The organism is Brachybacterium sp. 107 (genome assembly GCF_052379725.1).
In the GTDB taxonomy this organism is placed as follows: domain Bacteria; phylum Actinomycetota; class Actinomycetes; order Actinomycetales; family Dermabacteraceae; genus Brachybacterium.
In genome coordinates, this window is the sequence record NZ_JBQSYW010000019.1 from 34,971 (window position 1) to 51,267 (window position 16,297).

Annotated in this window: 15 protein-coding genes and 1 riboswitch; of the genes, 9 read left to right on the top strand and 6 right to left on the bottom strand. The window is 69.3% G+C overall.

Annotated features, from left to right (window positions below; translation table 11 throughout):
- Positions 1 to 9: 9 nt before the first annotated feature.
- The 6 genes from rsmG to rpmH form a co-directional block, all read right to left on the bottom strand.
- Complete coding sequence (gene rsmG / locus ACT3UL_RS16190; RefSeq protein WP_444579420.1) at positions 10 to 675, bottom strand: 16S rRNA (guanine(527)-N(7))-methyltransferase RsmG; 666 nt, start codon at positions 673 to 675, stop codon at positions 10 to 12.
- Between the two features lie 8 nt (positions 676 to 683).
- Positions 684 to 1,457 carry a Jag family protein gene (locus tag ACT3UL_RS16195; RefSeq protein WP_444579421.1) on the bottom strand — a complete coding sequence of 258 codons (774 nt, stop codon included), beginning with the start codon at positions 1,455 to 1,457 and terminating at the stop codon, positions 684 to 686.
- A gap of 73 nt (positions 1,458 to 1,530) precedes the next feature.
- Positions 1,531 to 2,637, bottom strand: coding sequence for a membrane protein insertase YidC (gene yidC / locus ACT3UL_RS16200; protein ID WP_444579422.1), 1,107 nt, complete (start codon positions 2,635 to 2,637; stop codon positions 1,531 to 1,533).
- A gap of 85 nt (positions 2,638 to 2,722) precedes the next feature.
- A complete protein-coding gene (gene yidD / locus ACT3UL_RS16205; protein ID WP_444579423.1) occupies positions 2,723 to 3,115 on the bottom strand; it encodes a membrane protein insertion efficiency factor YidD in 393 nt (130 codons plus the stop codon).
- Positions 3,112 to 3,480 carry a ribonuclease P protein component gene (gene rnpA, locus ACT3UL_RS16210; RefSeq protein WP_444579424.1) on the bottom strand — a complete coding sequence of 123 codons (369 nt, stop codon included), beginning with the start codon at positions 3,478 to 3,480 and terminating at the stop codon, positions 3,112 to 3,114. The genes yidD and rnpA overlap by 4 nt, the downstream gene beginning before the upstream one ends.
- A gap of 43 nt (positions 3,481 to 3,523) precedes the next feature.
- Positions 3,524 to 3,661: a 50S ribosomal protein L34 gene (gene rpmH / locus ACT3UL_RS16215; protein WP_193117699.1), complete on the bottom strand. Its 138-nt coding sequence runs from the start codon at positions 3,659 to 3,661 to the stop codon at positions 3,524 to 3,526.
- Positions 3,662 to 4,161: 500 nt separating this feature from the next.
- On the opposite strand from rpmH, the gene dnaA reads away from it, so the two are divergent.
- The 9 genes from dnaA to gyrB all read left to right on the top strand — a co-directional run bounded on the left by dnaA (position 4,162) and on the right by gyrB (position 16,287).
- Positions 4,162 to 5,859, top strand: a complete 1,698-nt coding sequence (gene dnaA / locus ACT3UL_RS16220) for a chromosomal replication initiator protein DnaA (RefSeq protein WP_444579425.1) — start codon at positions 4,162 to 4,164, stop codon at positions 5,857 to 5,859.
- A gap of 628 nt (positions 5,860 to 6,487) precedes the next feature.
- Positions 6,488 to 7,612, top strand: a complete 1,125-nt coding sequence (gene dnaN, locus ACT3UL_RS16225) for a DNA polymerase III subunit beta (RefSeq protein ID WP_444579426.1) — start codon at positions 6,488 to 6,490, stop codon at positions 7,610 to 7,612.
- A 19-nt stretch (positions 7,613 to 7,631) separates the two neighbouring features.
- Positions 7,632 to 8,885, top strand: coding sequence for a DNA replication/repair protein RecF (gene recF, locus ACT3UL_RS16230; protein WP_444579427.1), 1,254 nt, complete (start codon positions 7,632 to 7,634; stop codon positions 8,883 to 8,885).
- Between the two features lie 53 nt (positions 8,886 to 8,938).
- Positions 8,939 to 9,739, top strand: coding sequence for a DUF721 domain-containing protein (locus ACT3UL_RS16235; protein WP_444579428.1), 801 nt, complete (start codon positions 8,939 to 8,941; stop codon positions 9,737 to 9,739).
- A 100-nt stretch (positions 9,740 to 9,839) separates the two neighbouring features.
- Positions 9,840 to 9,969: riboswitch (FMN riboswitch) on the top strand.
- Positions 9,970 to 10,094: 125 nt separating this feature from the next.
- Complete coding sequence (gene ribD, locus ACT3UL_RS16240; protein WP_444579429.1) at positions 10,095 to 11,159, top strand: bifunctional diaminohydroxyphosphoribosylaminopyrimidine deaminase/5-amino-6-(5-phosphoribosylamino)uracil reductase RibD; 1,065 nt, start codon at positions 10,095 to 10,097, stop codon at positions 11,157 to 11,159.
- Between the two features lie 15 nt (positions 11,160 to 11,174).
- Positions 11,175 to 11,822, top strand: coding sequence for a riboflavin synthase (locus ACT3UL_RS16245; RefSeq protein ID WP_444579430.1), 648 nt, complete (start codon positions 11,175 to 11,177; stop codon positions 11,820 to 11,822).
- Positions 11,822 to 13,123, top strand: coding sequence for a 3,4-dihydroxy-2-butanone-4-phosphate synthase (gene ribB / locus ACT3UL_RS16250; protein WP_444579431.1), 1,302 nt, complete (start codon positions 11,822 to 11,824; stop codon positions 13,121 to 13,123). Before ACT3UL_RS16245 ends, ribB begins: the two co-directional genes overlap by 1 nt.
- Complete coding sequence (gene ribH, locus ACT3UL_RS16255; RefSeq protein WP_444579432.1) at positions 13,120 to 13,608, top strand: 6,7-dimethyl-8-ribityllumazine synthase; 489 nt, start codon at positions 13,120 to 13,122, stop codon at positions 13,606 to 13,608. The genes ribB and ribH overlap by 4 nt, the downstream gene beginning before the upstream one ends.
- A 510-nt stretch (positions 13,609 to 14,118) precedes the next feature.
- Positions 14,119 to 16,287, top strand: coding sequence for a DNA topoisomerase (ATP-hydrolyzing) subunit B (gene gyrB, locus ACT3UL_RS16260; RefSeq protein WP_444579433.1), 2,169 nt, complete (start codon positions 14,119 to 14,121; stop codon positions 16,285 to 16,287).
- Positions 16,288 to 16,297 lie beyond the last annotated feature (10 nt).

Consider the following 16,297-nt stretch of genomic DNA (forward strand, 5'->3'; position numbering starts at 1 on the left):
TCGTGCTGTTCAGCCACGGGCCTCTCCCTTCCTGGTCGCCTGTGCACGGCGACGCACGTGGACCACTGTAGTGGGAACCTCGACCTCACCGATCCCGTACTGCGCAATGCGCGGATCGATGCCGCCCAGCTTCGTCAGGGCCTTGGTGGCCCTGTCGACCTCTTCGGCCGCAGACCCGCCCTTCATCGCCAGCAGCTCCCCGCCCTCGGCCACCAGCGGAAGGGTCCAGCGGGAGAGCTTGTCCAGCGCCGCCACCGCCCGAGCGGTCACGACGTCGAACGTCCGCTCGCCATGGAGGTCCTCGGCGCGGGAGCGCACGACCTCGAGGCCGAGGCCGAGCTCGGCGTCGACCTCCTCGAGCCAGGTGGCTCGTCGCTGCATGGTCTCCACGAGCGTCACCGTCAGGTCGGGGCGGGCGATCGCGAGGACCACACCGGGAAGGCCGGCGCCGGAGCCGATGTCGGCGAGAGTGCGTGCCGACGGATCGATGGCGTCGGCCATGAGGGCGCAGTTGAGGATGTGTCGTCCCCAGAGCCGGTCGACCTCGCGGGGCCCGATGAGACCGCGTTCGGGTCCCTGCTCGGCGAGCATGCTCGCGAAGCGCTCCGCCAGGTCGAGACGGTCTGCGAACAGACGCTCCGCCGACGGGCGCAGGGGATCGGGAAGGGGCAGCACCGGACGCCTCAGGAGGCCGGGTAGATCACGACGTGGCGGTTCTTGCCGTCACCGTCGGACTCGGACCGCAGACCCTCGCGCTTGGCGACGTCGTGGACGACCTTGCGCTCGAAGGGGTTCATCGGGCGCAGCGGGATCGCGGCGCCCCCCTCCTTGGCCTCCGAGACAGCCTTCTCGGCGAGCTCCTCGAGGCTGCCCTTGTGCTCGGCACGGAATCCGCCGATGTCCAGCATCAGACGGGAGCGATTGCCGGTCCGGGACTGCACCGCCAGGCGCGTGAGCTCCTGCAGCGCGTCCAACAGCTCGCCCTTGGGTCGGTTCAGCGCCGCGAGGCGATCAGCACCCGCGACCTCCACGGAGGCGCGGTCGCCGTCCACGTCGATGTCGATGTCCCCGTCGAGGTCCGCGATATCCAGCAGCTCCTCGAGGTAGTCGGCGGCGATGTCGCCCTCCTCCTCGAGCCGGCGCATCCGCTCCTCCGAGGTCTCGGCCGGAGTGGCCTCAGCGGTCTCGTCCGCGGCGTCATCCGTGGTGGGGGCAGGAACGGACGTCTCGGCAGCACCGTCGTCGGTAGCACCGTTGCCGGCTGCACCGCTGTCAGCTGCGCCATCGGCCTCGCCGGCGGAGCGCGCGAGAGGTGCTTCGTCGTCCGGGACGTCGTTCTCCTCGGGACCGGCGGGAGCGTGCGCGGCGGGCTGTGCGGTCACGTCCTGCTCGGGAGCAGCGCTCAGGTTCTCGGCGGCCTCGTCGGCCGTGGGGACATCAGGCGTGCTGTCGTTCATGAGGATCCTCCGGGGACATGCTCGGGATGAAAGAGGTGCGCCCCGGGAGCATCGGTGCTCCCGGGGTGCGAGGTCACTTCTTACGCTTCTTCTTCGCGCCCTTGTTCAGCGCGGACGAGCCCGACGACGGCGGGGTCGGGGTCTCACCCGCTGCCTCCTGCGCCGCACGACGCTCCTCGGCCGCCTTCTCCCGGGCGGCCCGTGCACGCTCGAGCTTCTCCTGGTCCGAGAGCTTCTTGCCGCCCTTGTTCTTGGACGCCGGCTGCACGCGCAGCGGCTGCTCGGGCTCCGGCTCGGCCGAGACCTTCTTCGGCGGGGTGAAGTCGAGGGGCTCGAGGCCCTTCTTCTCCCGCTTGGCGTTGATGCGCTCGTGCCGCGCCTTCGCGGCGTCCGATCCCGGCGTGGGGGCCGCCTGGATGACGATGTACTGCTGGCAGAAGGTCCACACGTTGGTGGTCAGCCAGTAGATGAGCACACCGATCGGCATGCCCGGGCCCGTGATCACGTAGATGAACGGGAGCATGTACAGCATCATCTTCTGGGTGCTGGCCATGGGGCCTTCGAGGGCCGCCTTGGGCATGTTCTTCATGGTCAGCGACTTCTGGGTGAAGAAGGTGACCGCGCACATGCAGGCGATGATGATGCCCGCGACGATGCGGGTGGTGACGCCGCCGTCACCGGGGCTCAGGAAGCTGTAGGCGATGGTGATGTCGCCGAAGAACGTGGAATGGCTCGCACTCTTGGCAAGCTCAGGGGTCAGCGGACCGAAGGCGGTTCCCGCTGCCGCGTCGGGCAGCTTGTTGAACAGCACGCGGAACAGGCCGAAGAAGATCGGCATCTGCAGCAGCACCGGCAGGCACGAGGAGAACGGGCTGGCGCCCGCCTCCTTGTAGATCGCCATGGTCTCTTCGGCCATCTTCTGCTTGGAGGCCTGGTCCGTCTTGCCCTTGTACTTCTTCTGGACGGCCTGCAGCTCCGGGGAGACCATCTGCATCGCGCGCGAAGCGCGGATCTGACGCACGAACAGCGGGATGATCAGGGTTCGCACCACGACGGTGAGGCCCACGATCGAGAGCACCCAGGTCAGCCCGGAATTCGGCTCCATGAACACCGACAGCACGGCATGGAACTTCACCATGAGCCATGCGACGGCCCATTCGATCGGATACAGGGGGTTCATCGGCCTGGTCTTCCTGCCGCACGGATGCGCATGACGTTCATACGAGGTGTCGGCTGTGGTCGGGAATCTTGGACAAGAGTAGGCCCTAGTGGGCTGAGTGCCGCAGTCGGGGTGGATTCCTCCACATGCCCGGGGCGGGGACCGGGTCGGGGCCCCCGTGACTGAGGGGATTGCAGCGAAGAATCCGTCCCGAGGTCAGGATCGTTCCCTTCACGGCGCCGTGCACCCGCAGGGCATCCATGCCGTACTGCGAGCACACCGGGTCGTACCGGCAGGCCGGCGGGGTGTAGGGCGAGATGCCGACCTGATAGCCGCGCACCAGGAGGGCGAGCAGCCGGCGCGGGAGCTGGAGCACCACCTGCGCAGGAGCACGACGGCCCCCTGGGTCACCGGCTGGACGGCCGGCTGGACGGGGAGCACCGGTGCCACCGACGTCGGCGGAACGCCCGGCGACCTCACCAGTCCCGTCGCCCGTCACCGGACACCGCCGCGACGACGCTCGAGCTTGCGCACCGCCGAGCCGAGCCCGGAGACCACGTCGGCCTCGAGCTCGTCGAAGGGCTGCTCGTCGATGCCGGGCAGTGCGCGCAGCACGATGGCCGACCCCGGAGGCAGGCCTGCGAACTGCGGGCGCACGATCTCGCGCAGGCGACGGGTCACCCGATTGCGCACCACGGCATTGCCGATCCGCTTGGACACGACGAATCCCACGCGGGGTGCATCTCCGTCCTGCGGAAGCAGGGAGAGGTGCACGACCACGTGGGATCGGGCGCTGCGCACTCCACCACGAGTGATGGCGCGGAACTGTTCGCCGGTATGCAGCCGGTGACTAGACCAGTTCACAGGACCGTTGCCTGAAATCCCTGGTCACGTCGGCAGATCCGTCTCAGGCGGAGAGCTCGGCGCGACCCTTGGTGCGACGTGCGTTCAGGATGGCGCGGCCGGCGCGGGTACGCATGCGGGCGCGGAAGCCGTGCTTCTTCGCGCGACGACGGTTGTTCGGCTGGAACGTGCGCTTGCTCATCGGTTCTCCTCGATCATGGGCACGGACGTGCCCTTCGCGGTGGTCTGTAGGTCTGCTGCACGAACGGGCCGTCCGGGCGCACCCGCTCTCGCGGGGCGGCTGCCGTGACACCGATCCGACACCGGAAAGGGGTCCGCAGTGGACCCGGGAACCGCATCGGGACGTCGCGCAGCGCTGACTGGTCGATCTTAGGAGCGAGTCCGCGACGGGTCAACGGCAGGAGCCCGTAGAGGGCGCGTTGTGGCCGGATTCTCACTTATCCCCGGCGATTCGTGCCCGGACCGGTGCTCGAGCCGCCGTCCGACCGCCGCTGGGCGGAGACCGGGAGGCATGTCCACGACGAGGCCCGGCCGGAAGGGCGGGGGACGCGAAGGGTGGGGAGGCGAAGGACGAGGGAGACGGACGCCTCACAGAGAGTTGTCCACAGCGTTGATCCACAATACAGCCGCTATTGTGGAAAACTATCCGGACCGCCTCTCGTCCCCCTACGGAGAAACCTGATGTCTGACGCGAATGTCGCCGCGATCTGGGAGCGCACCCTGCAGACCCTGCGCCGTGACGACACCGTGTCCCAGCGCGTGATCGCCCTGCTGACGCTGTCCCGCCTGATGGCCGTCGTCGCAGACACTGCCCTGGTCGCAGCCCCTTCCACCTCGGCGAAGGAGCTCTTCGAGCACCGCATCGCCGGCGCCCTGTCCGCGGCGCTGAGCGAGGCCACCGGGCGCGAGATGCGCTTCGCCGTGACGGTCGACGAGACGCTGTTCGACGACGGCGATGAGGATCCGACCCCCAGCAGCGCCGTGACCTCGGCGTCCGACGCCAGCAGTACACATCTTGTGGACAGAGATGTGGACACTCCCACCCAGGAGATCCACAACGCGCCCTTCCGCCGTGACGAGGGGTCGGTGCTGCCCTCGAGCGACCAGCCAGGGCAGGCCGCGATGCCCCTCAGCGGCTCCACCGCCAGCGCGGCGCACTTCGCGACCGAGGACCGCTTCTCCCTCGGCGGTGCCTACACCGGCACCGCGGCGGACGATCCCAGCGCCTACGCGGGATTCTCGGCGCTGTCCGGCTCGTCGGCCCCCTCGCCGGCACTGGCCCCGCGCCGACCGGCCCGCACCGGGCAGTCCACCCTCGGCGAGGACTCCCGGCTCAACGCCAAGTACACCTTCGACACCTTCGTGATCGGCTCCTCGAACCGCTTCGCGCAGGCAGCGGCGTCGGCCGTGGCGGAAACCCCGGCCAAGGCCTACAACCCGCTGTTCATCTACGGCGGCTCGGGCCTGGGCAAGACCCACCTCCTGCACGCGGTCGGTCACTACGCCCAGAGCCTCTACCCCGATGTCGTGGTGCGCTACGTGAACTCCGAGGAGTTCACCAACGACTTCATCAACTCCGTGCAGTCCGGTCAGTTCGGCAAGGCGCAGGAGTTCCAGCGCCGGTACCGCGACATCGACATCCTGCTCATCGACGACATCCAGTTCCTGCAGCGTGCGCCGGAGACGATGGAAGCCTTCTTCCACACGTTCAACACGCTGTACAACACCGACAAGCAGATCGTCATCACCTCCGACCTGCCCCCGAAGGAGCTGGGCGGCTTCGAGAACCGCATGCGGTCACGCTTCGAGATGGGCCTGATGACGGACGTGCAGCCGCCGGACCTCGAGACCCGGATCGCCATCCTGCGCAAGAAGGTCGCCCAGGAGGACACCGGCGAGGTGCCCCATGACGTGCTCGAGTACATCGCCTCGCACATCGCCACCAACATCCGTGAGCTCGAGGGGGCTCTGATCCGCGTGCAGGCGCTGCACTCCCTCTCGCGCCAGCCCATGGACGTGACCCTCGCCGAGAGCGTTCTGAAGGATCTGCTCTCGCACGACGACGGCACCCAGATCACCGCCTCGACGATCATCGTGCAGACCGCCACCTACTTCGGCCTGTCCGTCGAGGAGATCGTGGGCACCGGGCGTTCGCGCCGGCTCGTCTCAGCGCGACAGATCGGCATGTACCTGTGCCGAGAGCTCACCGACATGCCTCTGATCCGCATCGGCGAGGAGTTCGGTGGTCGCGACCACACCACCGTGATGCACGCGAACAAGAAGATCAGCGAGCTCATGAAGGAACGACGAGCGATCTTCAACCAGGTCACGGAGCTCACAGCCCGGATCAAGAGCAACAACTCCGCTCCCCGGAAGTAGCGGTTCGCGGCTGCCGCGTCCGGCACGGAGGGTCGTGGTGGGTCCGGAGAGCGGGATCCGGTGCGGCCGTGACGGCTCGGGAACGGGCTGTCGTCACCCTGAGAAGAACACGGCAGGTCAGAGCGTAGTTCTCCCCAAATGTGGATAACTCTGTGGACAATGTGGAATGACAAGCATCCACGCACGAGCCGATGTGCATCGAGGAATGACAAGAACTGCTCGACACCGGGGGCACGTGCACACTCCACCCACGAGGACCACACGTCGATCAACGATCCATCCACGTGAGCCTCGTACGTGGTGACCTGCGCCGATCGCAGTTATCCACTGTATTAACAGCCGTGAAGAAGAGGACTGTAGTTCTGTGCTCGACGGGGATGTGGAGGGGCGGGACGTCGACGAGGGCGGCGAGATCGTGTGATTCCTGGGTGCTGGGGAGCGTTCGGGAGCTGGGGACGAGGATGGTGGGGATCCCGGATCGGCGTCGGACCCGCGCGAAGGAGCTGGTGCGCGAGGACGGGAAGTCAAGGATCAACCCCGGTGTGTCGGCGAGAGGCCGCCAGAACCGATACGCTGTGCTCCGTCCGTGCCTGTTCTGGCTTTCGACCACTGCGAAGGAGTGGCAACGGTGAAGTTCCACCTCGATCGCGGCGTCCTCGGCGACGCCGTCTCCTGGGCCACCCGAACCCTCCCCGTGCGACCGGCGATGCCGATCCTGCAAGGCGTGCGGATCGTTGCTGAAGCCGGAGGTGAACTGCAGCTGTCGACCTTCGACTACGAGGTCAGCGCGCAGATCCGGCTCGACGCGGAGATCGAGCAGCCCGGTGAGGTTCTCGTCCAGGGGCGCATGCTCTCCGACATCGTCCGGGCTCTGCCCAACAAGGACGTCTCCATCGCCCTCGAAGGGACGAAGCTGCAGGTCCGCTGCGGATCGGCCCGCTTCGCCCTGGCGACGCTCCCGGTCGAGGAGTACCCCCAGCTGCCGAGCATGCCCCCGGTCGCCGGTTCCGTCGCGGCCGACGTCTTCGCCGAGGCGATCAGCCAGGTCACCGTTGCCGCCTCCAAGGACGACACGCTTCCGCTGCTGACCGGCGTGAAGGTCGAGATCTCCGGCGAGACCATGACGCTCATGGCGACGGATCGCTACCGTCTGGCACTGCGCGAGCTCACCTGGAACCCGGCGACGCCCGGCACCGAGCAGACTGCTCTGGTGCGAGGTCGCACGCTGCACGAGGTCGCCCGGTCCCTGTCCACCGGAGGCAGCGTCGAGATCGCCCTGGCCGAGGACTCCTCCGCGAACCTCATCGGTTTCGAGGCCGGTGGCCGCCGCACCACATCGACCCTGGTCGACGGGGAGTACCCGCCCGTGCGTCGGCTGTTCCCCGAGACCACCGCGATCACCGCCGTGGTCTCCACCGGAGCCCTCATCGACGCCGTCAAGCGCGTCTCCCTCGTGGCCGAGCGCAACACCCCCGTGCGCCTGTCCTTCACCGAGGGCCAGGTCGCGCTCGAGGCCGGCGCCGGAGACGACGCCCAGGCCAGCGAGGTGCTCGAAGCCCATCTCGAGGGCGAGGACCTCGTGGTCGGATTCAACTCGGGTTTCCTGCTCGACGGGCTCGGCGCTCTGGGTGCCGAGTTCGCACGGCTGACCTTCACCGACTCGATCAAGCCGTCCGTGATGAGTGGCCAGGACTCCCTCGAAGGGACCCCGGACACGTCGTACAAGTACCTGATCATGCCGATGCGGATCTGAGCGAGGGAGTGGTCCCTCCATGCAGCTGACCGCTCTCGACCTCACCGACTTCCGCTCGTACGAGCAGCTCAGCCTGCCCGTACGACCGGGGATCACCGTGCTCGTGGGCCAGAACGGGCAGGGCAAGACCAACATCGTCGAGGCCGTCTGGTATCTCGCCACCCTGTCCAGCCATCGTGTTCCCCACGACGCCGCACTCGTGCGTCGCGGCGAATCGACCGCGATCATCCGGGCGAGCTTCCTGCGGGCCGGCCGCCCTGTGCAGGTCGACCTCGAGGTCACCCCGGGCAAGGCCAACCGGGCACGGCTTCAGGGGCAGAACGTGTCCCGGCTCCGTGATCTGCTCGGCGAGGTGAGGGCAGTGCTCTTCGCTCCCGAGGACCTGGGCCTGGTCAAGGCGGATCCCGAAGGCCGTCGACGCTTCCTCGACGAGCTCCTGTTCGAGATCGCCCCCCGCTTCGCCTCGGTCAAGGCCGACTACGACCGCGTCCTCAAGCAGCGCAGCAATCTGCTCAAGCAGATGCGGTCCATGCGGCGCGGCGGCAGCGGACGCAGCGTCGGCGGGCTGGACCCTGCGGATTCTGCGAGCTCGACCCTCGAGGTGTGGGATCAGCAGCTGGCCCGATTCGGGGCCGAGCTCCTGCGCGCCCGCCTGCACCTGGTGAACCGTCTGCGGCCTCATCTGGGCTACTCCTACCTGCGGGTCTCCTCCGACGAGGGCGCCGAGCAGGCTCTGGATCTGCCTCCCGACCAGCGCGGGAATCTCTCCTCGCCGGCTGACGTCAGCTATCGCTCGACCGTTCTCGACGAGCTCGGCACGATCACCGGTGAGCTCCCGAGCACCCGGGAGATCCACGACGCGATGCTCACCATGCTCTCGACCCGGCACGACGAGGAGATCGACCGCGGCGTCAGCCTCACCGGCCCCCACCGTGACGACCTCGAGATCCGACTGCACGACTTCCCGGCCAAGGGCTACGCCAGCCACGGCGAATCCTGGTCCCTGGCCCTCGCCCTCCGCCTGGCCTCCTACGACCTGCTGCGCCTCGAGGAAGGCGATCTCGGCGACGGCGAACCGATCCTGATCCTCGACGACGTGTTCAGCGAGCTCGACGTGCACCGCCGCGAACGCCTCGGCCGGATCATCACCGATGCCTCCCAGGTGCTCGTGACGACAGCCAACGACACCGACATCCCCGACTCCCTCGACGGGGAGATGCATGTGGTCGACGTGAGCCTGGGATCCGCCGTGCCCCGCGAGGGCGGTCTGTGATGACGCCGCCCCGGGCGGGGAAGGGCTCCAGCGGGTCCGACGGCGGGAGCCCCGTGCGGCAGCGACTGGCGAACCCCTATGACCTCTCGACCTGGAGGACGCCTCCGCACGATCCCGATCCCCAGGTCGGGACCGGAGCTGCGCGCGAGGAGCCGACGGTTCGCCAGGAGCCGACTGCGCGTGAGGAGCTGCCCCGGGGCGCCGATTCCGGGAGGGGTCACGCCGGTGCTGCGTCCCGGCCGTCCACGGTGACCGGCCGTCGACCGGCTTCGACCGATCTCCGCGGGGAGGCGGACGACCCCGGCGAGGCCTACGATCCGCCCGAGCTGCCGACCCCTCCGGACCCCTTCGAACTGGCACGGCGCACCGTGAACCGCTCCCGAGCGGCCGCCCGGGATCGCGGCCTGTTCCCGATCTCGGCGAAGACCCAGGCTCGTGACGTGAGGGACCGTTCGGGCAGCTCACCAGGCTATTCGGGGTCCCGGCCGGACCCCCGGGATCCCCAGGGAATCGAGTCCGTGCTGCGCAAGGTGCTCGGCAACCTCGGGTGGAACGCCGGGATGAACGCCGGTCGGGTGCTGGAGGAGTGGGACGACATCGTCGGGGAGAAGGTCAGCGCGCACTGCCGCCCCGTCTCCCTCGAGGACGGGGTGCTCGTGATCAGCGCGTCCTCCTCCGCCTGGGCCTCGCAGCTGCGGATGCTCACCCCCCGCCTGATCACTACCATCGAGGAGCATGTCGGCTCTCACGTCGTCGCCGAACTGCGGGTGACCGGACCGGCCGCTGCCGAACGGACCTGGAAGAAGGGGCGACGCACCGTCACCTGGCGCGGCCCGCGCGACACCTACGGCTGAACCCCACGACCTCGGCTGGTGAGGTCGAGTTCATCCGCCGACGCGAGCCTCGGCGCCTGACCGCTCTCCTGCTACCGTGGAGGACGACGAGCTGAAGAGCTCGCGTGCACTGGGGTCGGTGAAATTCCGAGCCGGCGGTGATAGTCCGCGACCCGATGGCCTCTGGCCCTCGGTTGACCAGGTGGAACTCCTGGACCGACGGTCAGAGTCCGGATGGGAAGCGCACGCGAACGACGTCCTCGAGAGCTCTCTCGCCGCGCACCCTGGTGCGCCGCGACCGAGCACCCCGTGGGGCGGCGTTCCCGTACCCCTTCCCCTCCACCGGGACCGCGAGCAGCGGACCGGAGGAGAGACCGTGCTGAACCCTGCCGAGCGCAGCGCGCTGCATCGCGCGCTGGAGATCGCGGCGCACCCCGCCGTCGCCTACGGACCGAACCCACGGGTTGGCTGCGTGCTGCTGGATCGCGAGGGCACGGTCCTCGCCGAGGGATACCACCGCGGCGCCGGCACGCCCCACGCCGAGGCCGACGCCCTGAACCACGCCCGGAACCGCGCCCTGGCCGGCACTGCCCCCAGGCTCCACGGAGCGACCGCCGTCGTCACCCTCGAACCGTGCACGCACACCGGCCGCACCGGCCCCTGTGCCCAGGCACTCATCGACGCAGGCGTCGGCCGCGTGGTGGTCGCCCGTCGCGACCCCAACCCGGTGGCTGCCGGCGGGGTCCAGCTGCTGCGCGAGGCCGGTCTCGAGGTCGATCTCGACATCCCCGCAGACCTCGCCGCAGCAGCCGGCGCGCTCAACCGCGGCTGGGAGCACGGACTGCACCACGCACGGCCCCTGGTCACCATGAAGCTCGCCCTCACCCTCGACGGGAGAGCCGCGGCGGCCGACGGCACCAGCCGGTGGATCACCGGGGAGGCCGCCCGCCAGGAGGTCCATGACCTGCGCACCACCTGCGACAGCGTCCTGATCGGGACCGGCACCGCTCGCGCCGACTCGCCGAGCCTCACCGCGCGCAGCTCCGATGGCTCTCTGCGCCCTCGCCAGCCGGTCCGGGCGGTCATGGGCACCGGCGTCTTCCCGCCGCTGCCCACCCCGGACGGCGCCGGCGAGGCGATCGCCCTGCGCACCCGGGACCCGTCGGCCGCCCTGGAGGACCTCTTCGCACGCGGCCTGCGCCATGTGCTGCTCGAGGGCGGCCCCTCGCTGGCCGCGGCGTTCCTGCACGACGGACTCGTGGACGAGCTGATCGTCCATCTCGCACCCACCCTGCTCGGTGCCGGCCGCTCCGCGACCGGTGACCTCGGCATCTCCACCCTCGCCGACCGCCTCGACCTCGACCTCGTCGACTCCACTCCTCTGACCTCATCGGATGGCCGTACCGACCTCCGCCTCACCCTGCGGCCCCGCGCCGCCTGACCCGGAAGGACCACCATGTTCACCGGCATCATCGAAGAGCTCGGCACCGTCGAGACCATCGAACGGACCGACTCCTCGGCCCGTCTGCGACTCCGCTCCCCCTACGTCCTGGACGGCATCTCCCTGGGCGACTCGATCGCCGTCAACGGCTGCTGCCTCACCGTCACGGACGTCGAGGGCGAGCTGTGGAGCGCCGACGTCATCTCCACCACGCTCGCCGCCACGAACCTCGGCGACCTGCAGGTCGGGGACGGCATCAACCTCGAACGCTGCGTGCGGGCCGACGGCCGCCTGGACGGACACATCGTCCAGGGCCACGTCGACGGCGTCGGCGAGATCGTGAGCCGCGAGCAGGACGGGGGCACGACGCTGCTGCGCATCTCTCTGCCGGGTGCCGATGCGGACGACCCGCAGGGCATCGCGCGCTACGTCGTGGCGAAGGGCTCCCTGGCCGTGGACGGCATCAGCCTGACCGTGGCCGCGATCGACGCGGACGAGGTGACCATCGGACTGATCCCGGAGACGCTCGCGCGCACGACGCTGGGCACGAAGGGAGTCGGTGACCGGGTGAACCTCGAGGTCGACGTGCTCGCCAAGTACGTCGAGAAGCTGCTCGGCGCGCGCGCCGTCCCGACCGCGACCCCTGCGACGGAGGCCCGCTGATGACCATCTCGACGACCGCGCCGACGACCACGCTGCGACTGGACCCCATCGAGGAGGCGATCGCCGCGATCGCCGCCGGCCGACCCGTGGTGGTCGTCGACGACGAGGACCGCGAGAACGAGGGCGATCTGATCCTCGCCGCCTCCGCCGCAACCCCGGAGCTGCTCGCCTTCGCAGTGCGCTACTCCAGCGGACTGCTCTGCGCCCCGATGACCGCTGCCCGCGCCGATGCGCTCGAGCTGCCGCTCATGGTGGAGCACAGCACCGACCCCCTGCGCACCGCGTACACGATCAGCGTCGATGCGAGCCAGGGCGTGACCACTGGAATCAGCGCCGCGGATCGCGCACGTACCCTGCAGGTGCTCGGCACGGAGGGTGCCGCCCCCGGCGACCTCATCCGTCCCGGGCACGTGCTGCCGCTGCGCGCCCGGGACGGCGGCGTGCTCGAACGGCGCGGGCACACCGAAGCCGCCGTCGACCTCACCCGGCTCGCCGGCCGGACCGAGGTGGGCATGATCGTCGAGCTCATCCATGACGACGGCACCATGATGCGGGGCCCCGCCCTGCGGGACTTCGCCGACGAGCACGAGCTGGTGATGGTCTCCATCGAGGCCCTGGCCGAGCATCGTCGCGCGGCCGAAGCATCGGACCTCGAGGTCACCGACGAGATCACCCTGCCCACACCGCACGGCACCTTCCGGGCGTTCGGCGTGCGGGAAGGAACCGCCGAGCACCTGGTCCTCGCCCGCGGCGACCTCACCACGGCCGATCCCGTGCTCACCCGGATCCACTCGGAGTGCGTGACCGGGGACGTCTTCGGCTCGCTGCGCTGCGACTGCGGACCGCAGCTCGAGGAGTCCCTGGCACGGATCGATGACGCCGGCCGCGGGCTGCTGATCCTGCTGCGCGGCCACGAGGGGCGCGGCATCGGCCTGCTGGCGAAGCTGTGCGCCTATGCCCTCCAGGAGCAGGGCCGGGACACCGTCGACGCCAACCTCGACCTGGGGCTGCCCGTCGACGACCGCTCCTTCGCGATCGTGCCGGCGATCCTGGACCGCCTCGACGTCGGCGCGATCACCCTGCTCACCCACAACCCCACCAAGGCCGACGCCCTGCGAGCCGGCGGGATCGAGGTCGCCGGGATCGTGCCGCTGAGCACGCACGTCACCCCCGAGAACCTCGCCTACCTCACCACCAAGCGGGACCGGCTGGGCCATTCCCTCGCCGGCCTGCCCGCGACCTCCTCGAGCAGCTCCCTGAACACCACCCTGAACACCTCACCGAACGGAGATCCCGCATGAGCGGACATGGAAGCCCCACGATCGACCTCTCCTCCCACGCCGACGGGCCCGCCCTGCGGATCGCCATCGTGGCCTCCTCCTGGCACGAGCAGGTCATGGACGGTCTCATCGCCGGCGCCCAGCGAGCCTGTGCGGAGGCCGGGATCGCCGAGCCCCTGCTGGTGCGCGCCCCGGGATCCTTCGAACTGCCGGTGATCGCGGACCGCCTCGCCCGGACCCACGACGCCGTGGTGGCGCTCGGCGTGGTCATCCGCGGAGGCACCCCCCACTTCGAGTACGTGTGCGCGGCGGCCACGGACGGACTGTCCCGGGTAGCTCTCGACCACGGCACCCCGATCGGGTTCGGGCTGCTGACCTGCGATGATGATGAGCAGGCGCTCGATCGGGCCGGGCTCGACGGATCCCGTGAGGACAAGGGCCACGAAGCGGCGTCCGCGGCGATCGCGACCTCGCGCGTGCTCTCCGGGCTCCCGACCGGCGACTGATCGGCGACTGATCGGCGACTGATCCGCAGCGCAGCCCTCTCCCGTCGGGCCGTGGCCCGGCACATCGCACCGGTCCGGCGGGAGAGGGATCCGGGGGTGATCCGCGAGCGGGAGCCGGACCCGCGCAGGGGCCGCTTTGCCGCGATATCACCCGGGGAGGCGTATGGGACCCCGTCCCGAGGCCCGCGAGAGCCGTCCAGAGGCCGTCCCGGCCCGTGTGGTGGTGGATCTGGGTCGTGTTGTCCACAGAAACGGCGAGGTTAATAGGTTCAGCACGCGATCTCCGCTAGAATATGAGGAGTTCGGCCGACGTCCTCCGACGTCCTCGTGGACTTCGATCCCGTCGGCCCGATCGCTGTGGCCTACAGAGGTGCCCCGCGCGTGCGCGCGCGAGGCCATCTCCGTGGGCCGCCTGCGTGCCGGGCCGGGGACTCGTCCTCGGGATCGGCTGCACACCCTCGGCGCTCTTCCTGGACCGAGGGTTCCCAGGACTGCGAGGAGCCACATCAGGTGAGCGACAGCGACCGCCCCATGCCCGACCCGGACGCGCCCCAGGGTGCCCCGGACCCGTCGCCCGACACGGCCGTGAACGCCGCCGCGACCGAGGCGGCCGAGACCGTCGAGGCGACGGACGCCGCCGTCGTGGGATCCGCCGGTGAGCGCGCAGCCCATGCCCCGGAGCACTACGACGCCTCGGACATCACGGTCCTCGAAGGCCTCGAAGCGGTCCGCAAGCGCCCCGGCATGTACATCGGATCCACCGGTGAGCGCGGACTGCACCACATGGTCCAGGAGATCGTCGACAACTGCGTGGACGAGGCGATGGCCGGTCATGGCGACACCATCGAGGTGACGCTGCAGGCCGACGGCGGGGTGAAGGTCGTCGACCACGCCCGTGGCATCCCGGTCGCGATGCACCCCACCGAGGGCAAGCCCGCCGTCGAGCTCGTGCTCACCGTGCTCCACGCCGGCGGCAAGTTCGGCGGTGGCGGCTACGCCGTCTCCGGCGGCCTGCACGGCGTGGGCTCCTCCGTCGTCAACGCCCTGTCCATCCGGATGGAGGTCGAGATCCGCCGCGACGGCCACGTGTGGCGCCAGTGGTACAGCCGCGGCGTCCCGCAGGTCGAGCTCGAGAAGGGCGAGGAGACCGACGAGACCGGCACGAGCATCACGTTCTGGGCCGACGACGAGATCTTCGACGAGACCGAGTACGACTTCGAGACCCTGCGCAAGCGGTTCCAGCAGATGGCGTTCCTCAACAAGGGCCTGCGCATCACGCTGACCGACGAGCGCATCTCGGAGACGACGGGCGAGGACGACGACGATCTGATCGACGTCGAGCTCGAGGCGGAGGGGACCTCGACGGACAAGGGCCCCCGCACCATCTCGTACCTGTACGAGCGCGGCCTGCAGGACTTCGTCGAGTTCATCAACACGACCAAGCGGGCCGAGGTGATCCACCCCGACATCATCTCCTTCGAGTCCGAGGACACCGACGTGCAGATCTCCGTCGAGGTCGCCATGCAATGGACCGGGGCGTACTCGGAGTCGGTGCACACCTACGCGAACACGATCAACACCCATGAGGGCGGCACCCACGAGGAGGGCTTCCGTTCCTCGCTGACCTCGATCGTGAACCGTTACGGACGCGCTCAGGGCCTGCTCAAGGAGAAGGACGCGAACCTCACCGGCGAGGACATCCGTGAGGGCCTCACGGCGGTCATCTCGGTGAAGCTCGGCGAACCGCAGTTCGAGGGCCAGACCAAGACGAAGCTGGGCAACACCGTCGCCCGCACCTTCATGGTCAAGGTGATGACCGATCAGCTGCAGGACTGGTTCGTCTCCCACCCGATGGAGGCCAAGTCCATCGTCATGAAGGGCCAGGCGGCGGCCGCGGCCCGCGAGGCGGCCCGCAAGGCCCGCGACGCGACGCGTCGGAAGTCCCCGCTGGAGACCGGCGGCATGCCCGGCAAGCTGCGCGACTGCTCCTCGCGCAACCCTGCCGAGTCCGAGATCTTCATCGTCGAGGGCGACTCCGCCGGTGGGTCCGCCGTGCAGGGCCGCGATCCCCGCACCCAGGCCATCCTGCCCATCCGCGGCAAGATCCTGAACGTGGAGAAGGCGCGCCTGGACCGGGCCCTGGACAACCAGGAGGTCCGCTCGCTGATCACGGCCTTCGGCACCGGCATCGGGGACGACTTCGACGCGACCAAGCTGCGCTATCACAAGATCGTGCTGATGGCCGATGCCGACGTCGACGGCCAGCACATCTGCACCCTGCTGCTGACGCTGCTGTTCCGCTACATGCGTCCGCTCATCGAGCTCGGCCACGTGTTCATCGCGATGCCGCCGCTGTTCCGCCTGAAGTGGACCAACGCCCCGCACGAGTACGTGTTCAGCGATGTGGAGCGCGACGAGCGCCTCGAGGCCGGCCGCGCCGCCGGTCGCCGTATCCCGCGAGACAACGGGATCCAGCGCTACAAGGGTCTGGGCGAGATGGACTGGAAGGAGCTCCAGGCCACCACGATGGACACCAACACGCGCACGCTGAAGCAGGTCACGGTCGATGAGGCCGCCGACGCCGACACCATCTTCTCCGTCCTGATGGGCGATGACGTCGAGTCCCGGCGCCGGTTCATCCAGGAGAACGCCAAGGACGTCCGCTTCCTCGACATCTGATCTCGGCACC